Raw genomic sequence first — 19,179 nt, forward strand, 5'->3', positions numbered from 1 at the left:
CTGAGTCGAGCCTCCAAGGTAGAGGCATCCCATCAATGGATACAGATGCAGAATCATGAATCTCATGGGGTACAGTTGCGTGCCCATGGGACTCAAGAAGTACGAGCGGCTGGCCGCCGAACTCGAGCGGCAGATCTCCCGCAACCTGGTGAAGCCCGGGGAGCGGCTGAGTTCCGTGCGGGAGCTGAGTCGCACCAAGCGGGTGGGGCTGAACACGGTGGTCCACGCGCTCTCGCTCCTGGAGGAACGGGGGCTCATCGTGTCGAGGCCGCAGTCTGGCTTCTACGTGCTGGGGCCTCGGGTGCCCTCCGGCGTCAAGCCGCCCACCGCGCGCCTGACGCTCCCCAAGGAGGTGCAAGTCTCCGAGCTGGTCTCCACCGTCTTCGAGTCGGTGGGGCATCGCGAGGTGCTCCCGCTCGGCGCGGCCTGTCTCGACGAGGCGCTGTATCCCTGCGCGGCCATCAATCGGCTGGTGCGTGAGGTGGTCCGCGAGCAGCCGGACCTGGTGGGGCGCTACGCGCTGCCTCCCGGGGACTTCGAGTACCGCCGGCAGATCTCCCGCCGGCTGGAGAAGTTCGGCACCTTCGTGGCGCCCGATGAGCTGGTCGCCACGGGCGGCGCGATGGATGCGCTGTCGCTGGCGCTCCGGGTGACGTGCTCACCAGGCGACACGGTGCTCATCGCCTCACCGCAATACTTCGGAATCCTCCAGGCCCTTCAAGGACTGCGGCTCAAGGTCGTGGAGCTTCCCGCGCATCCCATCGAGGACATCCGCTTGGAGCAGGTGGAGGAGGCGCTGCGGCGCTCCCCCATCGCCGCGGGAATCTTCACCCCGAACTTCAGCAATCCCTTGGGCACGCTGATGGGTGACGAGAAGAAGGCCGCGCTCGTCGAGTTGTTCGCGCGGCATGAGGTCCCTCTCATCGAGGACGACATCTACGCGGAGCTGTCGTACCAGGGACTCCAGCCGCGGCCGTTGAAGGCGTTCGACACGCGGGGCGCGGTCCTGACCTGCGCCTCGTTCGCCAAGACGGTCTCTCCGGGGCTCAAGGTGGGGTGGCTCGCGCCGGGGCGCTACCTGGAGAAGGTCAAGGCGCTCCAGCTCGCGTCCACGATGGGGGGCGGGCCCCTGGGGCAGCAGGTGATGGCCCGCTACCTGGCCTCGAAGGACTACGAGCGACACCTCCGAGAGCTGCGCTTGCACTGCTCGGTGCAGGTGGAGCGCTTCTCGCGGCACGTCCTGGCCCACTTCCCCGAAGGCACGCGGACCTCTCAACCCAAGGGCGGCTTCGTGCTGTGGGTGGAGCTGCCTCGCGGCGTGGACTCGGTGGAGCTGTACCGCCGCGCCTTGGAGGGTGGCATCTCCATCTCACCTGGGACGATGTTCTCGACCCGGGACCTCTATCGTCACTTCATTCGCCTCAACTGCGGCAATGTCTGGAGCGAGCCGCTCGAGCAGGGACTGCTCCGACTGGCGCGGCTCGCGACCCAGCTCCACAAGGCCAGCGCCCGATAGCGGCGCGACTGGGCGTCATGGACCCATTGGGTCCAGGGGGAAGCCCAGGGGACTGGTTTTCGTGTCTGGCATTGCCTCGCTATAGGGCGGGGCGCGGTCCCAACCCTGGAGGAGATGCCATGCATTGTTGGAAGGCAGTCGTGTCCCTGGTCGCGGTCGTCTCGGTTACCGCGTGCGGGGGAGTGGAAGCGGAGCGTGGTCTGGGGACACAGACGGCCGCGCTGACGGCGGGGACGTCCCAGGGGTGCACCTTCACCGCGGCGGTCGTGGCGCGGTCCGGCCCATTCCCTTACATCTACGACGTCAAGGTCACCCGTGAAGCGAGCGACACCTGTCCCTGGGCCGCGAGCACCGCGGTGGTGGGGTATGGCACGGGGGCGGTCCCGACCGCGTGGTTGGTGGCCAACGACCTGGGCGTGGCTGTGAGCTACACGTTCCGGACGGGCGGCCCGTCGCCGCAGCAAGTCGGGCTCAAGAGCCTGGCGCCGGACACCCTGGCTGTCGTCCGGTCCACGGTGCTGACCACCAACTCGCTGGGTACATTCATCTACTCGGGGAACCTGGCCATCGCGCCGGATGGGACGACGCTGACCGTGAGCGGCACCAAGAACGCTCCGCTCTATGGGGAGACGGGCTCGGGCAACAACTACGTGGCCACCTTCCCGGACTTCTTCACCAGCGAGACCGCTCCGTCCATCGTCGCGTTCTGACGGTGTGGGGCCGCTGCTCCCGTGTCTTCGCGGGAGCAGCGGTTCGCGCTCGCGGCCTGGGAGGGCGTGCGCGGACCGGACTCAGTTCGCGCTGCCGGCGGGCACGTCTTGGGTCGGCAGCGCCGCCGCTTCGGGCGCGAAGGGGGGCAGGTGAGGCAGTGCCTCGGTGGCGGTCAGCTCGACGGTGGTGGACCTCAACCAGCCGATGACGCGGAGGCCTTCCGTGCCTCCCGCGGGGCAGGTCTGCGGATCGCTGAACAGGTAGACGTTCGCGGAGTCCTCAGCCGCGTCGCGGACGTCCACGGTCGAGTTCCCCGAGTACACCAGCTGCCCCTGGCTGTTGTACGCCTTCACGTAGACGAGGTGCTGCTGGGCCACGGGCATCCCGATGAGCGCCCCGTCGATGGCGCTGCTCCCGACGGTCATGGCCTTGGGCGGAATCCTGAGGACGGGGCCCTCCAGGGATGCTGTCGCGCTTGCGACTCCGCACGGGTCCTTCTCCAGCGAGACATGCACTTTGATGGCATTCGTGAAGACGCCCTGGGGCTGCGGCTGGGGGTTCTCCTCCTTGTCACAGGCTCCGAGCAACACACAGCTCGTGCTCAGCACGACACTCCACGCGACTCGCCTCATGTGTCCTCCTGCTCGAACAGCAGATGTCTTGGCATCCGGGTGCGTGCGGGGCCTGGGAGGTCGAACCTCGGCCCCGCACTCCGGGTAGTAGCTGGTGGATGGCCAGACGTCGAGCCCGGAACTCCTTGAGCGGCGCGAAGGAGCGCCACGGGTGCGACGCACCGCTGGAAATGGACGGTGTGTCCATTGGACACTAAGGTGAGCCCATGAGCGATTCCTCCCCTGTGTGTCTTTTCCGCCGGGAGTACGAGCCTGCGGCCCTGCTCGCGGCGCACCCGCCGGTGCTGCGCCATCCCCACAAGCAGCTCGTGTTCGACATGGCGTGCCCGCCCGGCGCGGTCCACGCGGGGCGCATCGTGCTCACCCGCTGGCAGGCCGCGCCCTTGCCTGAGGTCGTGGGACTTGCCCGGACAGCCGTCCTCGCGGTGCCCGGGACGTATGACCATGGCGAGGACGATGCGGGGGTGTGGCATGTGAACTTCGCTGACCCTCGGCTCTTCGTGGCCTATGGCTCGGGGCTGCTCGCGCAGGATGAACTCCAGGCCGCGGAGCATCCGGTGCTCGGGGCACTGCGCGAGGCGCTGCTCGCGGAAGGACACCCGGCGCTGACCGAGGTGGCTGGCGCGTCGACGCCCGTCCTGGTCCAAGGCGCGGAGCGCAGGTGCTCCATCCAGACGCAGCCGGACCTCGCGGCGGGGCGGCCCCTGGGCCTCTACGGCAATCGCTTCGCGGCGGCGTCGTCCCAGGTCGTCCGTGGCGCGGTGCGCGTGCTGCATCCGCCGACCCGAAGCAACCTCATCGCCATCGCCGCGCCGGTTGGCGGACACGGTCCCTACTTCCGCCGACAGCTCGAGCAGATCCTCACCACGGCATTCACGGGCTTCGCCGCCGCCGTCACGGAGTCCCGGCGCCAGTGGCCCGGTGTGGCGGTGGAGGTCCGCACCGGCTTCTGGGGATGTGGTGCGTTCGGTGGCAACCGCCACGCGATGACCTTGCTCCAGCTCCTCGCGGCGCGGCTCGCGGGGGTGGACCGCGTGCGGTTCTACACCTTCGACGACGCGGGACAGGCCGCGTTCCAGGCTGGCGCGGAGGACCTGGAGTCGGTCCTCTCCGCGGGGACACGAGGCGAGCCGCTCGCGGAGCTTGTCGAGCGGATCGCGGACCTGGACTACGCGTGGGGCGTGAGCGACGGAAACTGAGCCCAGTGGGTCACGTGCGCCGGGAGCGACGCACGTGAACCGCGAGCTCTAGGCGCGGCGCTTGCGAGCCCGCAGCGCGCCGAGCACCGCCAGGCCCATCATCGCCAGGGTCGACGGGTCTCCTCCCGCGGCGGCGCAGCCTCCGCTCTTCTCACCCGGGGAGTCAGGCGGGGGCGCGGGAGGCGGAGGGGTCGCCGGCTTCACGATGGTCCAAGTGGCCGTGGCCGGAGAGGGATCCACATTGCCCGCGCGGTCTCGGGCACGGACGCTGAGGCGGTTCGGTCCTACCGACAGGTTCTCGAAGGTGACGTGGGCCTCGCAGGCCACGTAGGCGCCCGAGTTGAGGCTGCACTCGAACGTCGCGCCCACCTCGGAAGTGAAGTCGAACGTGGCGCGCGTGTCCTGCGTGTCGCCCGATGGGCCCGAGGCGATGGCCGTGTCCGGCGCCGTGCTGTCGACCGTGAAGTGGACCCCCGCGGACTGGGGACCTTCGTGGCCCACGTTGTTGGTGGCGGTCGCCGCCAGCGTGTGCGCGCCTTCTGTCAGCGGCGCGGTGAGGGGCAGTTGCCAGTGCCCCGCCGAGTCCGCGGACACCGTCCCCACGGACACCCCATCGAGCAGGACGGTGATGGTGCTGTTCGGCTCGGCCGTGCCCGTGGCATCGGGTGTGGTGTCCTGCGTCACCGAGCCCTCGGCGGGGCCAGTCACCACCGGCGCGGCGGGGACGAGGGTGTTCACCGTGAAGCCGCGCGAGTTGGACGCGGGGCTGGTGTTGCCCACGGCATCCGTGGCGGTGGCCCGCACGGTGTGCTGACCGTTCGGCAGGGACTGCGTGGGCGTGAAGCTCCAGTTGCCGCTCGCGTCCGCCACGACGCTGCCAACCGATTCGCCATCCACGAGGACGATGACCGTGCTGACGGGCTCGGCCGTCCCGGCGTAGGTCGGCGTGGCGACGCCGAGGAGGGCGCCGTCAGCCGGCGTCGTCATCACGGGGGCTGTCGGCGGCGTGCTGTCCACGGTGAAGGCGAGGAGCGCGGAGTCCGGGCCGACGTTGCCCGCGGCATCCGTGGCGGAGGCCCTCACCGCGTGCGAGCCGTCCGCCAGGGCCGAGGGTTGCTCGAAGGTCCACGTGCCGCTCGGGGTCGCGGGGGGGGTGCCCACCTTCACGCCATCCACGAAGACCGTGATGGTGCTGCGCGCCTCGGCTGTTCCGCTGAAGGTCGGCCGAGCGTCGCGGAGCTTCGCCCCGTGCGCGGGAGCGGTCACCTCGGGCGCGGCGGGGGCCAGCGTGTCCACGTTGAACGTGCGCGCGGTGGAGTCGGCGCTGCTGTTGCCCAGGTCGTCCGAGGCCGAGGCGCTCATCGTGTGAACGCCCTCCGAGAGGGCCGAGGGCTGCGTGAAGCTCCACGTGCCGCTCGCGTTCGCGGGAGTGGTGCCCACCGCCACGTGGTCCACGCGGACGGTGACGGTGGCGTTGGGCTCGGTCGTGCCGGAGTAGGTCGGCGTCGAGTCCTGAGTCACGAGGCCGTCTGCGGGTGATGTCACCACCGGGTCCGGCGGGGGCGTGGTGTCCACCGTGAGCGTGACGGTGGAGGACGGGGCGCTGACGTTGCTCGCGGCATCGGTGGCCGTGGCCTTCACCGAGTGCGTGCCATCCGGCAACGGCGAGGACTGACTGAAGGTCCAGTGGCCGCTCGCGTTCACGGGGGTGCTCCCCACCACCCCGTTGTCCACGAGGACGGTGACGGTGCTGTCGGGCTCGGCCGTTCCGCTGTAGGTCGGCATCGCGTCCCGAGTGCGCAGGCCGGTGGCTGGCGACGTCACCACCGGGGCCGGCGGGGACGTGGTGTCCACGGTGAAGGTCACGGTGCTGCTTCGCAGACTCTGCACGGCCTGCGAGGTGTTGACCGCAATGGCCTGCACGGTGTGGCTTCCGTCCGCCAGGGACATCGTTGGTGTGGCGGTCCAGGTCGTGTTGCTCGCGGTGACTCGCGCCGCCTCCTGTCCATCCACGAAGACGACGATCACCGTGCCGGCGGGAGCTGCGAAGGGGAGGGTGCCCGCGAGCACGGGGTGGTTGTCCTGCGTGCGCGTCCCGGGGCCCGGGGTCGTCACCGCCGGCACAGGCATCTCGGCGGGGAAGAAGCTGCTGGAGATGAGGGTGAGGCTCCCCGAGCCGCCCGTCTGGGCTCCGTAGGCCGTGCCTCCCGGCGCGGTGCTGTCTTGCTGCACGCCCGCGCTCCCGCCGCTCACCGAGGTGGCCTGGGGCTGACAGGTTCCAGACCCGCGTTGCAACAGGATGCGGCCGCCGCCACCACCGCCACCCGGTCCGACCGCGGAACCTTGGTTCGCACGGCCACCGGGGCCGCCCGAGGCCACGAAGTTCCCGCAGCTCGCGGGCGTCGTCGCGACGCGCACGTAGATGCTGCCGCCGCTGCCGCCACCGCTGGCGGCGTCCTGGTTCGCGGAGTTGCCGCCCGATGCTCCGGCGGAAACGATGGAGCCGCTCCCCGTCATGGCGTTGGCTCGGACGAAGACGATTCCACCTCCCGCGCCGCCACTGACCACGGTGGCGCCCGTCGACGTGACATGGCCCGCGCCGCCGCCGCCGCCCATCACCAGGTGATCGAGGGGGTTGTAGGTCAGGGCCGCGCCTCCCTGGCCACCCATCGCGCGGTTGCCATCCATGACCCATGAGGAGTTGCCACCCTGGCCGCCCGTCCCCGCGTTGCCGCCGCCTCCGCCTCCGGCCGCCAGGCACACGCCGCCACCGCCCGCGTTCGCCACGCGGCCCCGCCCGGTCTGCGTGGTCCCGAAGCGCGTCGAGGCAATGCCCTCGCCCTTCTGGGCGCCCGACGCGCCGGCCTCGTCCAGGCCCGTGCAGCCGAGTGCTCCCGTGAGGTCATCGCGTGACACGCCGCCTCGGAAACCCTTCCCCGACACGTTGATGCTGGGGGAGGCGTTGAGCGCCACCTCCCCGGTGGCCATCAAGGCCACCACGCCGCCCGTGCTCCCGTTCCAGGCCGGCGCGACGAGGACCCCCAGGGTGTTGATGGTGATGGCCGTGTATTCGCGCACGCGGATGACCTGGGTGACGCTGCTCGCGTAGCTGTTCACCAGGGGCACATCGAGCGCCATCACGTTGCCCGTGACACCCGTCAGTCGGGCCAGCTCCCATCGGCCCACCGGATCCGCGTCGAGGTTGACGGGACTGGGCCCTCCCGAAGGGGGCTCGGGCACGACGCCCGTCATCTGCATCACCAACACCAGGTCGCCCACCGCGAAGCCGGAGAGGGTGGTCACCTGGAGGCTGGTATCTCCCGGGGCGGCGGGGGCCGTCAGCGCGCTGTAGGCGTTGATGACGCTGCTCTGCGTGACGGTCAGGGCGCCGTCCTTGCCCGTCCCCAACCCGTAGGTGTCGGGTCCGGCGAGCGCGGATGTGGCGCAGAGGGTGGCCGCGAGCAGCGCGGCCTTCAAGAGAGGCCAAGGGCGTTGAGTCATGGTGTCGGTGTCCCGGTGTGCTCGGCGGACCTTCAGCAGGGAAAGCATTCGCTCCCAGAGGCGCGAGGCCCGTGGGCGTGGGGTGAATCCAGCAAGGGGGACGCTCGGACCGCGCAACGCGGGAGAGGCGGTCCGTCAGCGTAGGCCCGCATTCAAGCCGTTGCCGCTCGGGCGGACAAGCCGCAGGCCCGCGGTTGGATCCATGTCTGGGATTGCAGTGAATCGCGGAACTCGAACAAGTCGCTGCGCTGCTCGCGGGCCGCGAGTCGATGGGTGATTCAGTACCCCACGTGGAGGCGACCGGGAGGCAGGGCCGCTCGCAGCCGGTTCACTTCGGGCTCGGGGATGCGCTTGAGTCCGAGCTTGAACTGCTCGAGGTGCGCGAGCCGCGCGAGGTTCCCCGGCAGCGCGAGCAGGTGTCCCTGGAGGAAGCCGGCGTGGGTCAGCGCGGGCAGCCGCGCCATTCCGGAGACGAGCGCCTCGACCTGATTCATCGGCATCGTATCGAAGCGCCACCACCACAGCTTCTTGAGTCGCGGGAGCTGGAGCAGGACCTTGGGGAAGCCCTCCAGGGCCGTCGCGTCGAGGAACAGCTCCTCCAGCATGGGCAGAGTGCCCAGGACGTCCGGGAGCTGTCGCAGCGCGACGCAATAGCGCAGGCTCAGCGTGCGCAGCTCGGAGAGCTGCCCCAGGGATTCGGGCAGCGTCGTCAGGGGCAGGGACTCCAGGCTGAGCGAGCGCAGGGACTTCAGCTCACCGATGCGCGGCGACAGCACCGCGATGTCATTCGAGTCGAGCGTGAGGTGCTCCAGCCAGGTGAAGGAGAAGACCTCCTCGGGGATGGTGGTCAGCCTCTTCAACGCGAGGCCGAGTCGCGGAACGTGCTCGCCGCGAGCCGCCTTTTCCCGCACGGCGGCCACGGCCTTCCCCGCGGGCCCGAGTCGGGTGTCCTCCAGGAGTGGCTCTCCTCGCCGCAGTCGCGTGAACAGCCCATCCCAGTCGAGCTGCGAGGAGGTGACGCCATCCTCGTCCTCCTCCTCCGCCTGCCATGCGCCTGGGAGGAGCGCTTCGTGCGGATGGAGTCGCTGGCGCGGTTGGCCCGTGTCGGTCAGGTATCCGCCCACGAGGACCTCCACGTCGAGCGCGCCATGCACCTGGAAGAAGTGGCCGTTCTCCACGACGGTGTGCACCGACAGCCCGCCGCCCACGCGACAGGTGCCATCCCCGGACGAGCGCGCGACGAGCACCTGCTGGACGCGCATGTCTCCGGTGACGACCATCGTGGCGAAGGTCGCGACGCGCTCTGCCTCCAAGGTTCCCAGCACCACCAGCAGGGTGTTGTCTGCCGCGTGGCTGTCCTCCATCAGGCCCTTCACGCGGACGTCGCCGGCCACGACGAGTGGCAGCGGTCCGATGACGAGCGAGTCCGTCTCCAGGTCTCCCTCATGGAAGAGGACGCCGTTCGCGGTGGCCGAGCGCCATTCCGTGGCCAGGCGTTCTCGCCACTCGGGCCGCGTGGCTGCTTCCACGCGAGGCCAGAGTTCCTGCTCGGAGACCACGCGTGCGCCGTGGAGTGGGGTTCCAGTCATCGGGGGCATCATGGTCCGAGGGACTCCTGTCGCGTTGGCTTCGTCATGGGATCCACGTCCGAGGAAAGGTCGCCACTGGAGTCGCGGACTGTTCCATGTCCTGCTCGCTGGAAAAAGGTGGCCCTCCTGGCGATGGCGCGTGTCGTGACGCGGTGGCCCGCGGCATTCCGATTGACGGGTACCCGACGAATGCCCTTCATCGCGGCTCGGACGCACCCTGAGGTCGGGATGCCGAGGCACTCGGGGCGCGGGGTCGCGTAAGGTGGCGGACACCATGGTTTCCCTCCGGCCTCTCGCGCTCTCCTTCCTCGTCGTGGTCGGCCTCGTGGCTGCGTGCGGCGGTGATTCTCCTCCTCCCCCGAAAGAGAACCCCGATGGCTCCGCTTCGCTCGTGTGCAGCGATGCGGGCACCACGGCCTGTGGTGACGTCTGTGTGGCCACCGCGAGCGACCCCGCCCACTGTGGAGGTTGCAACAAGGCGTGCGCGACGGGCGAGCTGTGCACGCAGGGCGTCTGCAGTGCCGCCTGTTCGACGAGTGAGACGCGGTGTGGCAGCGCCTGCGTGAACACCACGAGCGACTCCGCGAACTGCGGTGGGTGCGGTGTGGCGTGCTCGACGGGGCAGTCCTGTGTGAGCGGGAGCTGTGCCGTGGTCTGCGTGATTGGCGGCCAGCGGATTGCCGCGGGGACGGTGAACTCGGCGAACGCCTGTGAGCAGTGCCAGCCCACGATGTCCGCGACCGCATGGACCTCGCGCGCGGATGGAACGCAGTGCGGCTCGGGGCAGGTCTGCTCCGTGGGCGCGTGCGCCTCGGGATGCTTCATTGGCAACACGTTCTTCGTGGCGGGGACTCCGAATCCCGCGAACGCGTGCGAGGCCTGCGCTCCGGCGACGTCGACGACCGCGTGGACGGCGCGCTCCGGCATCCCACTGCTGGTCGGTGGCAGCGACGTCGTGGCCCAGGGCTGGACGACCATCGCGCAGTCGCCGAGCTCGCTCACGTATGGCACGGACTATGTCCGCCTCGAGACCTCGACACCCAGCAATTCTCGGTCGGGTGGGCAGCTGCTCCTCGTGCGGTCGAAGGCCTTCGACCCGGCCAGGCCCTACGCGATTCGCGTGACAATGCAGGTCGAGTCGGTGAACAAGCACAACAGCCTCGACAGCGCGGCGGCCATCCTGGTGGGCTTCACGCCCACGGTTGGCAACCCCACGGAACGCTCGCAGATGGTCTACCTGGACAGCTCGGCGATTGGCTGGGCGGATGACACTCAGGCGGCGGCGTTCCCCGTGACGGATGGCCTGTTCCACGTCTACGAACTCTCGGTGGATGCCGCGAAGGTGGCGACGGTGAGCGTCGACGGCATCGCGAAGCTCACGCGCAACAACTTCACGGCGAACGGCACCCTCGCCATCGGGGATCAGACCAACGACGGGGGCTTCGATGCCGCGACGCGGGTCAAGTCGGTCGAGCTGCGCTGTCAGTGAGCCGGGGCGCTTGGCGCGGAGGTCGGCGAGGAGCCGCGGTCGCTTGGAAGGTCGCGATCTGCTGGTCCTCCGCGTCGACCTCGCGGACTTCGTAGGGGGCCAGCTTCCGCCCGCGAGACAGCTCGCGGGCTTGTGCCTCCACGGGCCCATCGTTCGCGCCCGTCAGGTACGAGATGTTGGCCTGGCTGCCCATCTGGGCGTGCCAGGCTGAGGCGAGAGCCGCGGATGACGCCCGTCAGGCCGCCGTGCGGGCGTCGGAGCCGCAGGCCACCGTGCTAGCGTCCGAGCATGGTCTCGCTCATCGTCGTGTTCGCCATCCTCGGCGCGCTGCTCATCGGAGGAATCGTGGTGTTGCTGCGGGCCACCGTGGGCGCGGATATGCGTCGCGAGAAGGTGCTCACGCAGGGCGAGGCCGCGACGGCTCACATCCTCGGATGGGAGCGGACCGGGTTCAGCCACGGGCACCACGACATCCTCCGCTTCTCGATCCGCATCCACTTTCCCGAGGGTGGACCTGTGATCGAGACCACGGCGAAGCGCCTCATCCGTCCCATGGATGCGCCGCTCTTCCAGAAGGGAATGGAGCGTCCGGTGCGCGTCCTGCGTGAGGGCGAGCGCCTCCAGGTGGAGTTCGAGTAGGCGCCCGGTGCCTGTCGGGCGCTCCGCTTGCGCGTGCAGCTAGCGAGTCTGCGCCGCGCGCCCGCGGCCCCGGCCATTGCGTCCCTCGGAGGGGGCGCCTTCGGCCTTCTCTCCGACGTAGGCCGCGAGGTGCTGGCCCGTGAGCGTGGACCGCGCGGCAACGAGGGCCGCGGGTGTCCCTTCAAACACAATCTTCCCGCCGTCATGACCCGCGCCGGGCCCCAGGTCGATGATCCAATCGGCGTGCGCCATGACCGCCTGATGGTGCTCGATGACGATGACCGACTTGCCCGAGTCCACCAGGCGATCCAACAGCCCGAGCAACTGCGCGACGTCCGCCAGATGCAGGCCCGTGGTGGGCTCGTCCAGCACGTAGATGCCGCCGTCCTCGCCCATGTGCGTCGCGAGCTTCAGCCGCTGCCGCTCGCCTCCGGACAAGGTGGTGAGGGGCTGGCCGAGCCGTACGTAGCCGAGCCCGACGTCCGCCATGCGCTGGAGAATCGCCTGCGCGACCGGAAGCTCCGCCTTCTTGCTGCCGAAGAACTGGAGCGCCTCGTCGACGGCCAGGTCGAGCACCTCGGCGATGTTGAGCCCACCCAGCCGATAGTTCAGCACCGAGGCTTGGAACCGGCGGCCCGCGCACTCCTCGCAGACCGTGGTCACCGTGGCCATCATCGCCAGGTCCGTGTAGATGACCCCGGCGCCGTTGCACGTCGGGCAGGCCCCCTCGGAGTTGGCGCTGAACAGCGCGGGCTTCACGCCGTTGGCCTTCGCGAACGCCTTGCGGATGGGCTCCAGCAGGTCCGTGTACGTCGCCGGGTTGCTTCGCCGCGAGCCGCGAATCGCGCTCTGGTCGATCGACACCACGCCCTCGCGACCCGACACCGAGCCGTGAATCAACGAGCTCTTTCCCGACCCGGCCACGCCCGTCACCACCACGAGCACGCCGAGCGGAATGTCCACGTCGACCTTCTTCACGTTGTGCGAGGTGGCCCCCCGCACCTTCAGCTTCCCGGACGGCGTGCGCACCGATGGCTTCACCGCGGCGCGGTCATCCAGGTGCCGACCCGTGAGCGTGCCGCTGGCCCGCAGTCCCGCGACGGTGCCCTCGAACACCACCTGCCCACCCGCCGTGCCCGCGCCCGGCCCGATGTCGACGACGTGGTCCGCGATGGCGATGACCTCGGGCTTGTGCTCGACGACCAGCACCGTGTTGCCCTTGTCGCGCAGCCGCAGCAGCACGTTGTTCATGCGCTGGATGTCGTGCGGGTGCAGGCCCACCGTCGGCTCGTCGAAGACATACGTGACGTCGGTGAGGGCCGAGCCGAGGTGACGAATCATCTGCGTGCGCTGCGCTTCTCCGCCCGACAGCGTCCCGGCTGGACGGTCGAGGCTGAGGTAGCCCAGTCCAATCTCCACGAACGAGTCGAGCGTCCGCTGGAGCGTCGCGAGCAGCGGCGCGACGGTGGGGGCGTCCAGGCCGCGCAGCCAGTCGGCCAGGTCGCTGATCTGCATCGCGCACGCCTCGGCGATGTTGATGCCCTTGAGCTTGCAGGCCCGGGCGGCCTCGTTGAGCCGGGTGCCCTTGCAATCGGGACAGGCGGAGTAGGTGACCGCGCGCTCGACGAAGGCCCGGATGTGCGGCTGCATCGCCTCCCTGTCCTTGGACAGGAAGGACTTCTGGATGCGCGGAACCAACCCTTCATAGGTCAGGTTCATGCGCTCGACCTTCACCTTCGTCGGCTCGCGATAGAGGAAGTCGTGCCGCTCCTTCTGCGTGTACTTCCGGATCGGCTTGTTCGGATCCAGGAACCCCGACTCCGAGAAGATGCGGACGTGCCAGCCATCGGCGGTGTACCCCGGAATGGTGATGGCGCCCTCGGCGAGCGACTTCGACTCGTCGAAGAGCTGGGACAGGTCGATGTCCGTCGCCGAGCCCGTGCCCTCGCAGCGCGGGCACATGCCTCCGTTGACCGAGAACGAGCGCTGCTCGGTCTCCGTCTTCCCGTCGCCCTTCTCGACGGAGATCTGCCCGGCCCCCGAGACGGACGGGACATTGAAGGACAGGGCGTTGGACGAGCCGACGCGCGGCTTGCCGAGCCGACTGAAGAGCACCCGGAGCATCGCGTTGGCGTCCGTCGCGGTGCCCACCGTCGAGCGGACGTTGGCGCCCATGCGCTCCTGGTCGACGATGATGGCGGTCGTCAGCCCGTCGAGTACGTCGACCTCGGGCCGCGCCAGCGTCGGCATGAAGCCCTGGACGAAGGTGCTGTAGGTCTCGTTGATGAGCCGCTGTGACTCGGCCGCGATGGTGCCGAACACGAGCGAGGACTTGCCCGAGCCCGAGACGCCGGTGAACACCGTCAGCCGCCGCTTGGGCAGCTCGAGGCTCACGTCCTTCAGGTTGTTCTCCCGCGCGCCTCGGACGCGAATCATGTCGTGACGGTCCGCGAGATGCGGGGGAGGGGTGTGCTTGGGCTCGGTCATGGCGTGGGCACCAATGGCGGGAGAGGAGGGGGACTGCGGCGGCACCTTTAGCCCGGCCGGGCGGCTTCCGGGCGATGAAGGCGACGCCCCTTCGAGGCGGCCCCCGGCCCTTCAAGGGCCAGGGTGGCGAGTTCGATATATGCCTTGACGGGTATATGCCTCGTGACGTATCTATTGGGCATGGATTCCTCATTCGCGATCATCGCGGAGCCGAACCGCCGGGCCATCCTCAGTCTGCTGGCCGCGTCGGAGCACTCTGTCGGTGAACTCGAGACGCAGCTCCGGATGCCTCAGACCTCGGTGTCGAAGCACCTGCGGGTGCTGCGAGAGGCGGGCTTCGTGGAGTCCCGAGTGGAGGCGCAGCGGCGCGTCTACCGGATCCGCCCTGAGCCGCTGATGGAGGTCGATGCCTGGCTCGCCCCCTTCCGGCGGTTCTGGAACGACCACCTCGATGCACTCGAGCGCCACCTGGACCGGATGGGGCAGACCCCTACGAAAGGAAAGAACCGATGATGCAGCGCGAGAAGTACGTGCCTGGGCGCGCGGCTGGCGCCAAGGTCCAGAAGACGGGTGACACGTGGACGCTGGTCCTCGTTCGTGACCTCCGTCACCCCCCGGCGAAGGTCTGGGAGGCGCTGACCGAGCCCGAGCACCTGTCCGAGTGGGCGCCGTTCGATGCGAACCGGAGCATGGCGGCGGTGGGGCCGGTGATGCTCACGGCCGTTGGGGCGCCGACCCCGCAGGTCTCGGAGACGACGGTGAAGCGGGCCGAGGCGCCGCGGCTCCTCGAGTTCACCTGGGGAGGCGGAGACCTCCGCTGGGAGCTGGAGCCGCACGCCAGCGGTACGCGCCTGACGCTCTGGCACAACATCAACCGCGGCTTCATCACCTGGGGCGCGGCGGGCTGGCACATCTGCTTCGACGTGCTGGAGCACTTCCTCGCGGGCGAGGCGATTGGACGCATCGTCGGAGGCGAGGCGATGAAGTTCGACGGCTGGCAGCGGCTGATTGGCGAGTACGCGGAGCAGTTCGGCGTGCAGGCCCCTGGTTCTTCCTCCAACACTTCAAAGCGCTGACGCGCGGAGCACAAACACTCATGGACTCGACCCTTCAGAACCCGGCCCTCGTCGCCGCGAAGACCTCCTCCAAGGCCATGACCGCGCTCTACTGGAGCGTCACCGTCCTCTTCTGCTTGCAGATGGGCTTCACCGCCTACGCGCAGTTGACGCTGCCGCAGGTGTCGGAGGCGTTCACCCACCTCGGCTTTCCCAACTACTTCCGGCTGGAGCTGTCGTGGGCCAAGTTGGTGGGCGTGGTGGTGATGCTCGCCCCCGTGCCGGCGCGGCTCAAGGAGTGGGTGTACGCGGGCTTCGCCTTCAACCTCGTCTCCGCGGTCCTCGCGCACGTCGCGGTGGGGGATGGCGTGTCGGCGTGGGGCTGGGCGGCGGCCACCGGCGTGCTCTGGGCGCTGTCGTACTTCGCGTGGCGTCGCCTGCAGGCCGCGTCCTCGCGGGCCTGACCTCACGCCAAATCTGTCTGGAGAAAGACAGGGCTTGTGCCCTGTCTGTTGTTCGAGCAGTGGTATCGCCGAAGGCAGCCTCAATCCGTCATGGAGTTGGATGTGACCAAGAACAAGCCCCTCCCGCCGGCCGCCGTGTCCGCCCTGATTGATGAGAAGGTTCAGGAGCTCGGAGGGTGGCGCGCCAAGGTCTTCGCGCGGGTGCGCGAGCTCATCCACGAGGCGGACCCCGAGGTCGTCGAGGAGCTGAAGTGGATGGGAACGCCGGTCTGGTCCCACGACGGCATTCTCTGCACGGGCGAGACGTACAAGAGCGTCGTCAAGCTGACCTTCCTCAAGGGCGCGGCGTTGAGCGACCCCGCCGGGGTGTTCAACTCCGGCCTCGAGGGAAACGCTCGGCGGGTCATCGATATCCACGAGGGTGACACGCTCAACGAGAAGGCTTTCAAGGACCTCATCCGCGCGGCGGTGGTCCACAACCTCATGGGCAAGAGCGAGCCGAAGCCGAAGCGACCGGCGCGCAAGCGGACCCCGTAGCGCGGCGCCCCGAAGGGCTCACGCCCGCGCGAAGGTGCCCAGACACGGCTGGCAGCGCTCCGCGGACGGCGGGTTGCGAGCGCCGAAGGGCGCACGTGCCGTGTCGCCGCGGGGTCACCCGAGTCGCATGGACAGCTCGACGTCTTCCGCGAAGGGAATGGACAGGTAGCCCGCGGTGGAGGAGCGCACGCGCGCCAGGTACTCGGGGCTGTCGTCGGCGTTGTCCGCGACGATGAGCGCGCCCGACCGGAGCTGCTTCTCCACTCGGGCCAGGATGTCGGGGTAGAGCGCCTTGGCGCCATCGAGCAGGAGCAGGTCGATGCTCGCTGGCAGGTCGACGCTCAGCGTTCGCAGCGCGTCTCCCTCGCGAATCTCCACCAGGTCACCGAGGCCCGCGGCCTCGAGGTTCGCGCGCGCCCGAGCCACCTTGGAGGGCTCGAACTCGCTGGTGATGAGCTGGCCGCCGCCGTTGTCTCGCAGCGCCGCGGCGAGGTGCAGCGTCGAGATTCCAAACGAAGTCCCGAACTCGACGATGGTCCGGGCGCGTGTGCTGCGCGCCAGCATGTAGAGCAGGTGGCCCGTCTCCCGCGAGACGGGGAGCGCGTAGTCCTTCAGATTCCCATACAGATGGAGGTACTCGGTCTTGCTGCGCATCAGGCGCAGCCGCTCCTCGGGGGAGAGGGCGGCAAGCGAGGGATTCGCCATGGGCGAGGCCGCGTCGGCCTCCGTGAACAGGCGATGAAGCAAGGGGGCGACAGGGGAAGTGGTCAGCGTGGTCATGTCTGCATCCGTATCAAAGAGAGGCGCCTATGATGCGACCTGCTCTTCGCGTTCCCTATTCGCATTGCCCTCCGCGCCCATGACCGCTCGCCGAAGCCCGCAGATTTCCTCGCGAAAGAAGCCCAAACAGGCCCGCTCGGCGGACCTCGTCGCCACGATTCTGGAGGCCGCGGCTCAGGTTTTGGCGAAAGAGGGAGCGCAAGGCTTCACCACGGCGCAGGTGGCCGAGCGCGCCGGGGTCAGCATTGGCTCGCTGTATCAGTATTTCCCAAACAAGGCGGCCATCCTCTATCGCCTCCAGAGTGATGAGTGGCGTCAGACGACTCGTCTGTTGAGTGACATCCTCGCGGACGTCCAGCGACCGCCCATGGAACGGTTGCGCGTCCTGGTCCATGCGTTCCTGCGCTCGGAATGTGAAGAGGCCACCATGCGCGGCGCGCTCGATGAAGCGGCCCCGCGCTACCAGGAGGCACCTGAGTCGCAGGAGGTGAGGGCCACCCTGGATGACGCGGTCGAGGCCTTCCTGTGCGAAGTGCTCCCGGTTTCTTCCGAGCCGACGCGCGCGCTGACGGGAGACCTGCTCACGACGACGCTCAGCACCGTGGGGAAGCGATTCTCGGAGAGCCCTCGGACTCCCGAGGAACTCTCCGCCTATGCGGACGCCATGGCCGACATGTTCTGCTCCTACCTGCAAGGCTTGTCTCGCGCGTGAGCTTCGGCGCGAAGTCATCCCCTCCCAGGTGAAGCCTTGCGCCGCTGTTCGTGGCGGCATGAGGCGTGGAACCTGGAGGCGCGCAAGGCCGGATGAGCCCTGGCCCGTCGTCGCTCACGGACGGGTGTTCGGTGTCGCGGCGCCCCAGCCATCCAGGAGCCAATCGCGCACGGCGAGGAAGCGCGCCGTGGGGGCAGCGGTGCGGCGCCAGGCCACCCAGAGGGTGCCCCAGGGGCGACGCGGGGAGCGCCGGCTCACCTCGGGCGTGAGGGCCACGATGCGGCCCTCGCGCAGCGCGGGGCCCACGAGATAGTCGGGCAGCACCGTCATGCCCACGCCGGCCTCGGTCAGCGCCAGCATCTCGTCGAGGTTGGCGATTCGGCAGACCACCTGGGTGGGCAGCGGTTCCTTGGGTCCGAGGGAGGCATGCCACCAGGGCGCGAGCATCGCGAGGTCCGCGTCGAACGCGATGAAGCGGTGCATTCCAAAGTCCCGCGCGCTTCGCGGGGTCCCCCAGCGCTTCAAGTAGGCGGGCGAGGCCACCGCGACGAAGCGCTCCTGCGCCACGGGGCGGACCTCCAGCCCAGGGGCTTCGGGAAGGAGCCCGACGATGCCCAGGTCCAGCTCGCCGTCCAGCAGGCGACGGGCCACGCGGCTCGGGACGTCGAAGCGGACCTCGAGCCGCAGCTCCGGATGTTTCGCGAGCAGTGCCGGCAGCCGAGGCCTCAGCCAGTGACGGAAGAACGGCCAGGGCCCGCCGAGCGACACCTCGCCGCGGACCGTGCGCTGGGCCTCGGAGGCTTCCTCCAGGGCGGCGTCCAGGAAGGGCAGGTGCTCGCCCAGTCGGGCGACGAGCGCGGTGCCCGCGGGCGTGAGGCGCGCGCGGCGTCCCACGCGCTCGAACAGGGCCACGCCCACTTGCTGCTCCAGCGCCTTGAGCTGCTGCCCCACGGCGGAGGCGGTGATGCCCAGTCGGGAGGCGGCGGCCGCCTGGGTGCCCGCCCGGCTCACTTCCCACAGCGTCCAGAGGGCCTCGCGATTGCCAAGCATCGCTTGAGTTTATGCGAAGACCCTCTCGGTATTCTTGTGGCTCGTCGGGGCGTACTACTCCCTCATGACATCGCCCCTTCGAGGGGCAGGAGACGCCGCGCCATGGGTGCCATGACCACCATGAAGGTTCTGTTGATCGTCACCAGCCATTCGCAGTTCGGAAGCACCGGCGAGCGCACGGGCTTCTGGCTCGAGGAACTGGCCGCGCCGTACGAGCAGTTCGCGCAGGCGGGAGCGCAAGTGGACATCGCGTCGCCGCAGGGAGGCGCGGCCCCGGTGGATCCGCGCAGCGAGAAGGAGCCCACGGAGGCGACGCGGGCCTTCCGAGCCGACGCGCAGGCGACGAAGAAGCTGGCCCACACGCTCACGCTCTCGGAGGTGAAGGACACCTACGACGCGTACTTCGTGGTGGGCGGGCACGGCGTGATGTGGGACCTGTCGAAGCATGCGCCGCTGCACACGCTGCTCTCCACGGGCTACGCCCGGGGCGCGGTGGTGGCGGCGGTCTGCCACGGGCCGGCGGCGCTGGTGGGCGTGAAGGGCCCGGATGGTAAGCCGTTGGTAGCGGGCAAGCGCGTGGCGGCCTTCAGCAACGCGGAGGAGAAGGCCGCGAAGTTCGACGCCATCGTCCCGTTCCCGCTGGAGACCCGGCTGCGCGAGCTGGGCGCGAAGTACGAGTCGGGTCCCTTGTGGCAGAGCTTCGTGGTGCGAGACGCCCGACTCGTCACGGGACAGAACCCCGCCTCCTCCGCCGAGACGGCGCGGGAGGTCCTCAAGGTCCTGCGCGAGAAGTAGCCCGCGCCCCCCAGGCGTGCCGA

Annotated in this window: 17 protein-coding genes; 11 read left to right on the forward strand and 6 right to left on the reverse strand. The window is 69.3% G+C overall.

What is annotated here, in order from left to right:
• Positions 1-64 precede the first annotated feature (64 nt).
• Positions 65-1,516 carry a PLP-dependent aminotransferase family protein gene (locus JGU66_27360; GenBank protein ID MBJ6764506.1) on the forward strand — a complete coding sequence of 484 codons (1,452 nt, stop codon included), beginning with the start codon at positions 65-67 and terminating at the stop codon, positions 1,514-1,516.
• Positions 1,517-1,635: 119 nt separating this feature from the next.
• Complete coding sequence (locus JGU66_27365; protein MBJ6764507.1) at positions 1,636-2,226, forward strand: hypothetical protein; 591 nt, start codon at positions 1,636-1,638, stop codon at positions 2,224-2,226.
• A gap of 81 nt (positions 2,227-2,307) precedes the next feature.
• Here the strand turns inward: JGU66_27365 and JGU66_27370 are convergent, their stop codons facing one another.
• Complete coding sequence (locus JGU66_27370; GenBank protein ID MBJ6764508.1) at positions 2,308-2,859, reverse strand: hypothetical protein; 552 nt, start codon at positions 2,857-2,859, stop codon at positions 2,308-2,310.
• 206 nt (positions 2,860-3,065) lie between these two features.
• Here JGU66_27370 and JGU66_27375 point away from each other — a divergent pair, with 206 nt between their 5' ends.
• On the forward strand, positions 3,066-4,058 hold the full coding sequence (locus tag JGU66_27375) for a hypothetical protein (protein MBJ6764509.1): 993 nt from the start codon (positions 3,066-3,068) through the stop codon (positions 4,056-4,058).
• A gap of 48 nt (positions 4,059-4,106) precedes the next feature.
• Here the strand turns inward: JGU66_27375 and JGU66_27380 are convergent, their stop codons facing one another.
• Together JGU66_27380 and JGU66_27385 are read right to left on the reverse strand one after the other, a co-directional pair.
• A complete protein-coding gene (locus JGU66_27380) occupies positions 4,107-7,559 on the reverse strand; it encodes an adhesin (protein ID MBJ6764510.1) in 3,453 nt (1,150 codons plus the stop codon).
• A 278-nt stretch (positions 7,560-7,837) separates the two neighbouring features.
• On the reverse strand, positions 7,838-9,148 hold the full coding sequence (locus JGU66_27385; GenBank protein ID MBJ6764511.1) for a leucine-rich repeat domain-containing protein: 1,311 nt from the start codon (positions 9,146-9,148) through the stop codon (positions 7,838-7,840).
• Positions 9,149-9,422: 274 nt separating this feature from the next.
• On the opposite strand from JGU66_27385, the gene JGU66_27390 reads away from it, so the two are divergent.
• Positions 9,423-10,637, forward strand: coding sequence for a hypothetical protein (locus tag JGU66_27390; protein ID MBJ6764512.1), 1,215 nt, complete (start codon positions 9,423-9,425; stop codon positions 10,635-10,637).
• Positions 10,638-10,925: 288 nt separating this feature from the next.
• Positions 10,926-11,276 (forward strand): hypothetical protein, encoded by a 351-nt coding sequence (locus JGU66_27395; protein ID MBJ6764513.1) that lies wholly within the window; start codon positions 10,926-10,928, stop codon positions 11,274-11,276.
• A gap of 39 nt (positions 11,277-11,315) precedes the next feature.
• On the opposite strand, the gene JGU66_27400 is transcribed toward JGU66_27395, so the two are convergent.
• Entirely contained in the window at positions 11,316-13,763 is a 2,448-nt protein-coding gene (locus JGU66_27400; GenBank protein MBJ6764514.1) for an excinuclease ABC subunit UvrA, read from the reverse strand.
• Positions 13,764-13,943: 180 nt separating this feature from the next.
• Between JGU66_27400 and JGU66_27405 the strand changes: the two genes are divergently transcribed.
• The 4 genes from JGU66_27405 (at position 13,944) to JGU66_27420 (ending at position 15,819) form a co-directional block, all read left to right on the forward strand.
• Positions 13,944-14,276, forward strand: a complete 333-nt coding sequence (locus JGU66_27405; GenBank protein MBJ6764515.1) for a helix-turn-helix transcriptional regulator — start codon at positions 13,944-13,946, stop codon at positions 14,274-14,276.
• Entirely contained in the window at positions 14,276-14,839 is a 564-nt protein-coding gene (locus JGU66_27410; protein ID MBJ6764516.1) for an SRPBCC family protein, read from the forward strand. Before JGU66_27405 ends, JGU66_27410 begins: the two co-directional genes overlap by 1 nt.
• A gap of 20 nt (positions 14,840-14,859) precedes the next feature.
• Positions 14,860-15,282, forward strand: a complete 423-nt coding sequence (locus JGU66_27415) for a DoxX family protein (GenBank protein ID MBJ6764517.1) — start codon at positions 14,860-14,862, stop codon at positions 15,280-15,282.
• Between the two features lie 90 nt (positions 15,283-15,372).
• Positions 15,373-15,819, forward strand: coding sequence for a DUF1801 domain-containing protein (locus JGU66_27420; protein MBJ6764518.1), 447 nt, complete (start codon positions 15,373-15,375; stop codon positions 15,817-15,819).
• A gap of 114 nt (positions 15,820-15,933) precedes the next feature.
• Here the strand turns inward: JGU66_27420 and JGU66_27425 are convergent, their stop codons facing one another.
• Complete coding sequence (locus JGU66_27425; protein MBJ6764519.1) at positions 15,934-16,599, reverse strand: O-methyltransferase; 666 nt, start codon at positions 16,597-16,599, stop codon at positions 15,934-15,936.
• A gap of 79 nt (positions 16,600-16,678) precedes the next feature.
• On the opposite strand from JGU66_27425, the gene JGU66_27430 reads away from it, so the two are divergent.
• On the forward strand, positions 16,679-17,311 hold the full coding sequence (locus JGU66_27430; protein MBJ6764520.1) for a TetR family transcriptional regulator: 633 nt from the start codon (positions 16,679-16,681) through the stop codon (positions 17,309-17,311).
• A gap of 114 nt (positions 17,312-17,425) precedes the next feature.
• Here the strand turns inward: JGU66_27430 and JGU66_27435 are convergent, their stop codons facing one another.
• On the reverse strand, positions 17,426-18,361 hold the full coding sequence (locus tag JGU66_27435; GenBank protein ID MBJ6764521.1) for a LysR family transcriptional regulator: 936 nt from the start codon (positions 18,359-18,361) through the stop codon (positions 17,426-17,428).
• Between the two features lie 102 nt (positions 18,362-18,463).
• Here JGU66_27435 and JGU66_27440 point away from each other — a divergent pair, with 102 nt between their 5' ends.
• The gene (locus JGU66_27440; protein ID MBJ6764522.1) at positions 18,464-19,156 is read left to right on the forward strand and encodes a type 1 glutamine amidotransferase domain-containing protein; all 693 of its coding nucleotides are present in this window, start codon (positions 18,464-18,466) and stop codon (positions 19,154-19,156) included.
• Positions 19,157-19,179: the final 23 nt, after the last annotated feature.

Source organism: Myxococcaceae bacterium JPH2 (assembly GCA_016458225.1).
Classification (GTDB): Bacteria; Myxococcota; Myxococcia; order Myxococcales; family Myxococcaceae; genus Citreicoccus.

Bases quoted from the DNA above. Each gene is read 5' to 3' on its own strand.
- JGU66_27415 (MBJ6764517.1), top strand. From the start codon at position 14,860: ATGGACTCGACCCTTCAGAACCCGGCCCTCGTCGCCGCGAAGACCTCC.
- JGU66_27380 (MBJ6764510.1), bottom strand. From the start codon at position 7,559: ATGACTCAACGCCCTTGGCCTCTCTTGAAGGCCGCGCTGCTCGCGGCC.
- JGU66_27390 (MBJ6764512.1), top strand. From the start codon at position 9,423: ATGGTTTCCCTCCGGCCTCTCGCGCTCTCCTTCCTCGTCGTGGTCGGC.
- JGU66_27395 (MBJ6764513.1), top strand. From the start codon at position 10,926: ATGGTCTCGCTCATCGTCGTGTTCGCCATCCTCGGCGCGCTGCTCATC.
- JGU66_27370 (MBJ6764508.1), bottom strand. From the start codon at position 2,859: ATGAGGCGAGTCGCGTGGAGTGTCGTGCTGAGCACGAGCTGTGTGTTG.
- JGU66_27410 (MBJ6764516.1), top strand. From the start codon at position 14,276: ATGCAGCGCGAGAAGTACGTGCCTGGGCGCGCGGCTGGCGCCAAGGTC.
- JGU66_27435 (MBJ6764521.1), bottom strand. From the start codon at position 18,361: ATGCTTGGCAATCGCGAGGCCCTCTGGACGCTGTGGGAAGTGAGCCGG.
- JGU66_27360 (MBJ6764506.1), top strand. From the start codon at position 65: ATGGGGTACAGTTGCGTGCCCATGGGACTCAAGAAGTACGAGCGGCTG.
- JGU66_27425 (MBJ6764519.1), bottom strand. From the start codon at position 16,599: ATGACCACGCTGACCACTTCCCCTGTCGCCCCCTTGCTTCATCGCCTG.
- JGU66_27385 (MBJ6764511.1), bottom strand. From the start codon at position 9,148: ATGACTGGAACCCCACTCCACGGCGCACGCGTGGTCTCCGAGCAGGAA.
- JGU66_27375 (MBJ6764509.1), top strand. From the start codon at position 3,066: ATGAGCGATTCCTCCCCTGTGTGTCTTTTCCGCCGGGAGTACGAGCCT.
- JGU66_27430 (MBJ6764520.1), top strand. From the start codon at position 16,679: ATGACCGCTCGCCGAAGCCCGCAGATTTCCTCGCGAAAGAAGCCCAAA.
- JGU66_27405 (MBJ6764515.1), top strand. From the start codon at position 13,944: ATGGATTCCTCATTCGCGATCATCGCGGAGCCGAACCGCCGGGCCATC.
- JGU66_27440 (MBJ6764522.1), top strand. From the start codon at position 18,464: ATGGGTGCCATGACCACCATGAAGGTTCTGTTGATCGTCACCAGCCAT.
- JGU66_27365 (MBJ6764507.1), top strand. From the start codon at position 1,636: ATGCATTGTTGGAAGGCAGTCGTGTCCCTGGTCGCGGTCGTCTCGGTT.
- JGU66_27420 (MBJ6764518.1), top strand. From the start codon at position 15,373: ATGGAGTTGGATGTGACCAAGAACAAGCCCCTCCCGCCGGCCGCCGTG.
- JGU66_27400 (MBJ6764514.1), bottom strand. From the start codon at position 13,763: ATGACCGAGCCCAAGCACACCCCTCCCCCGCATCTCGCGGACCGTCAC.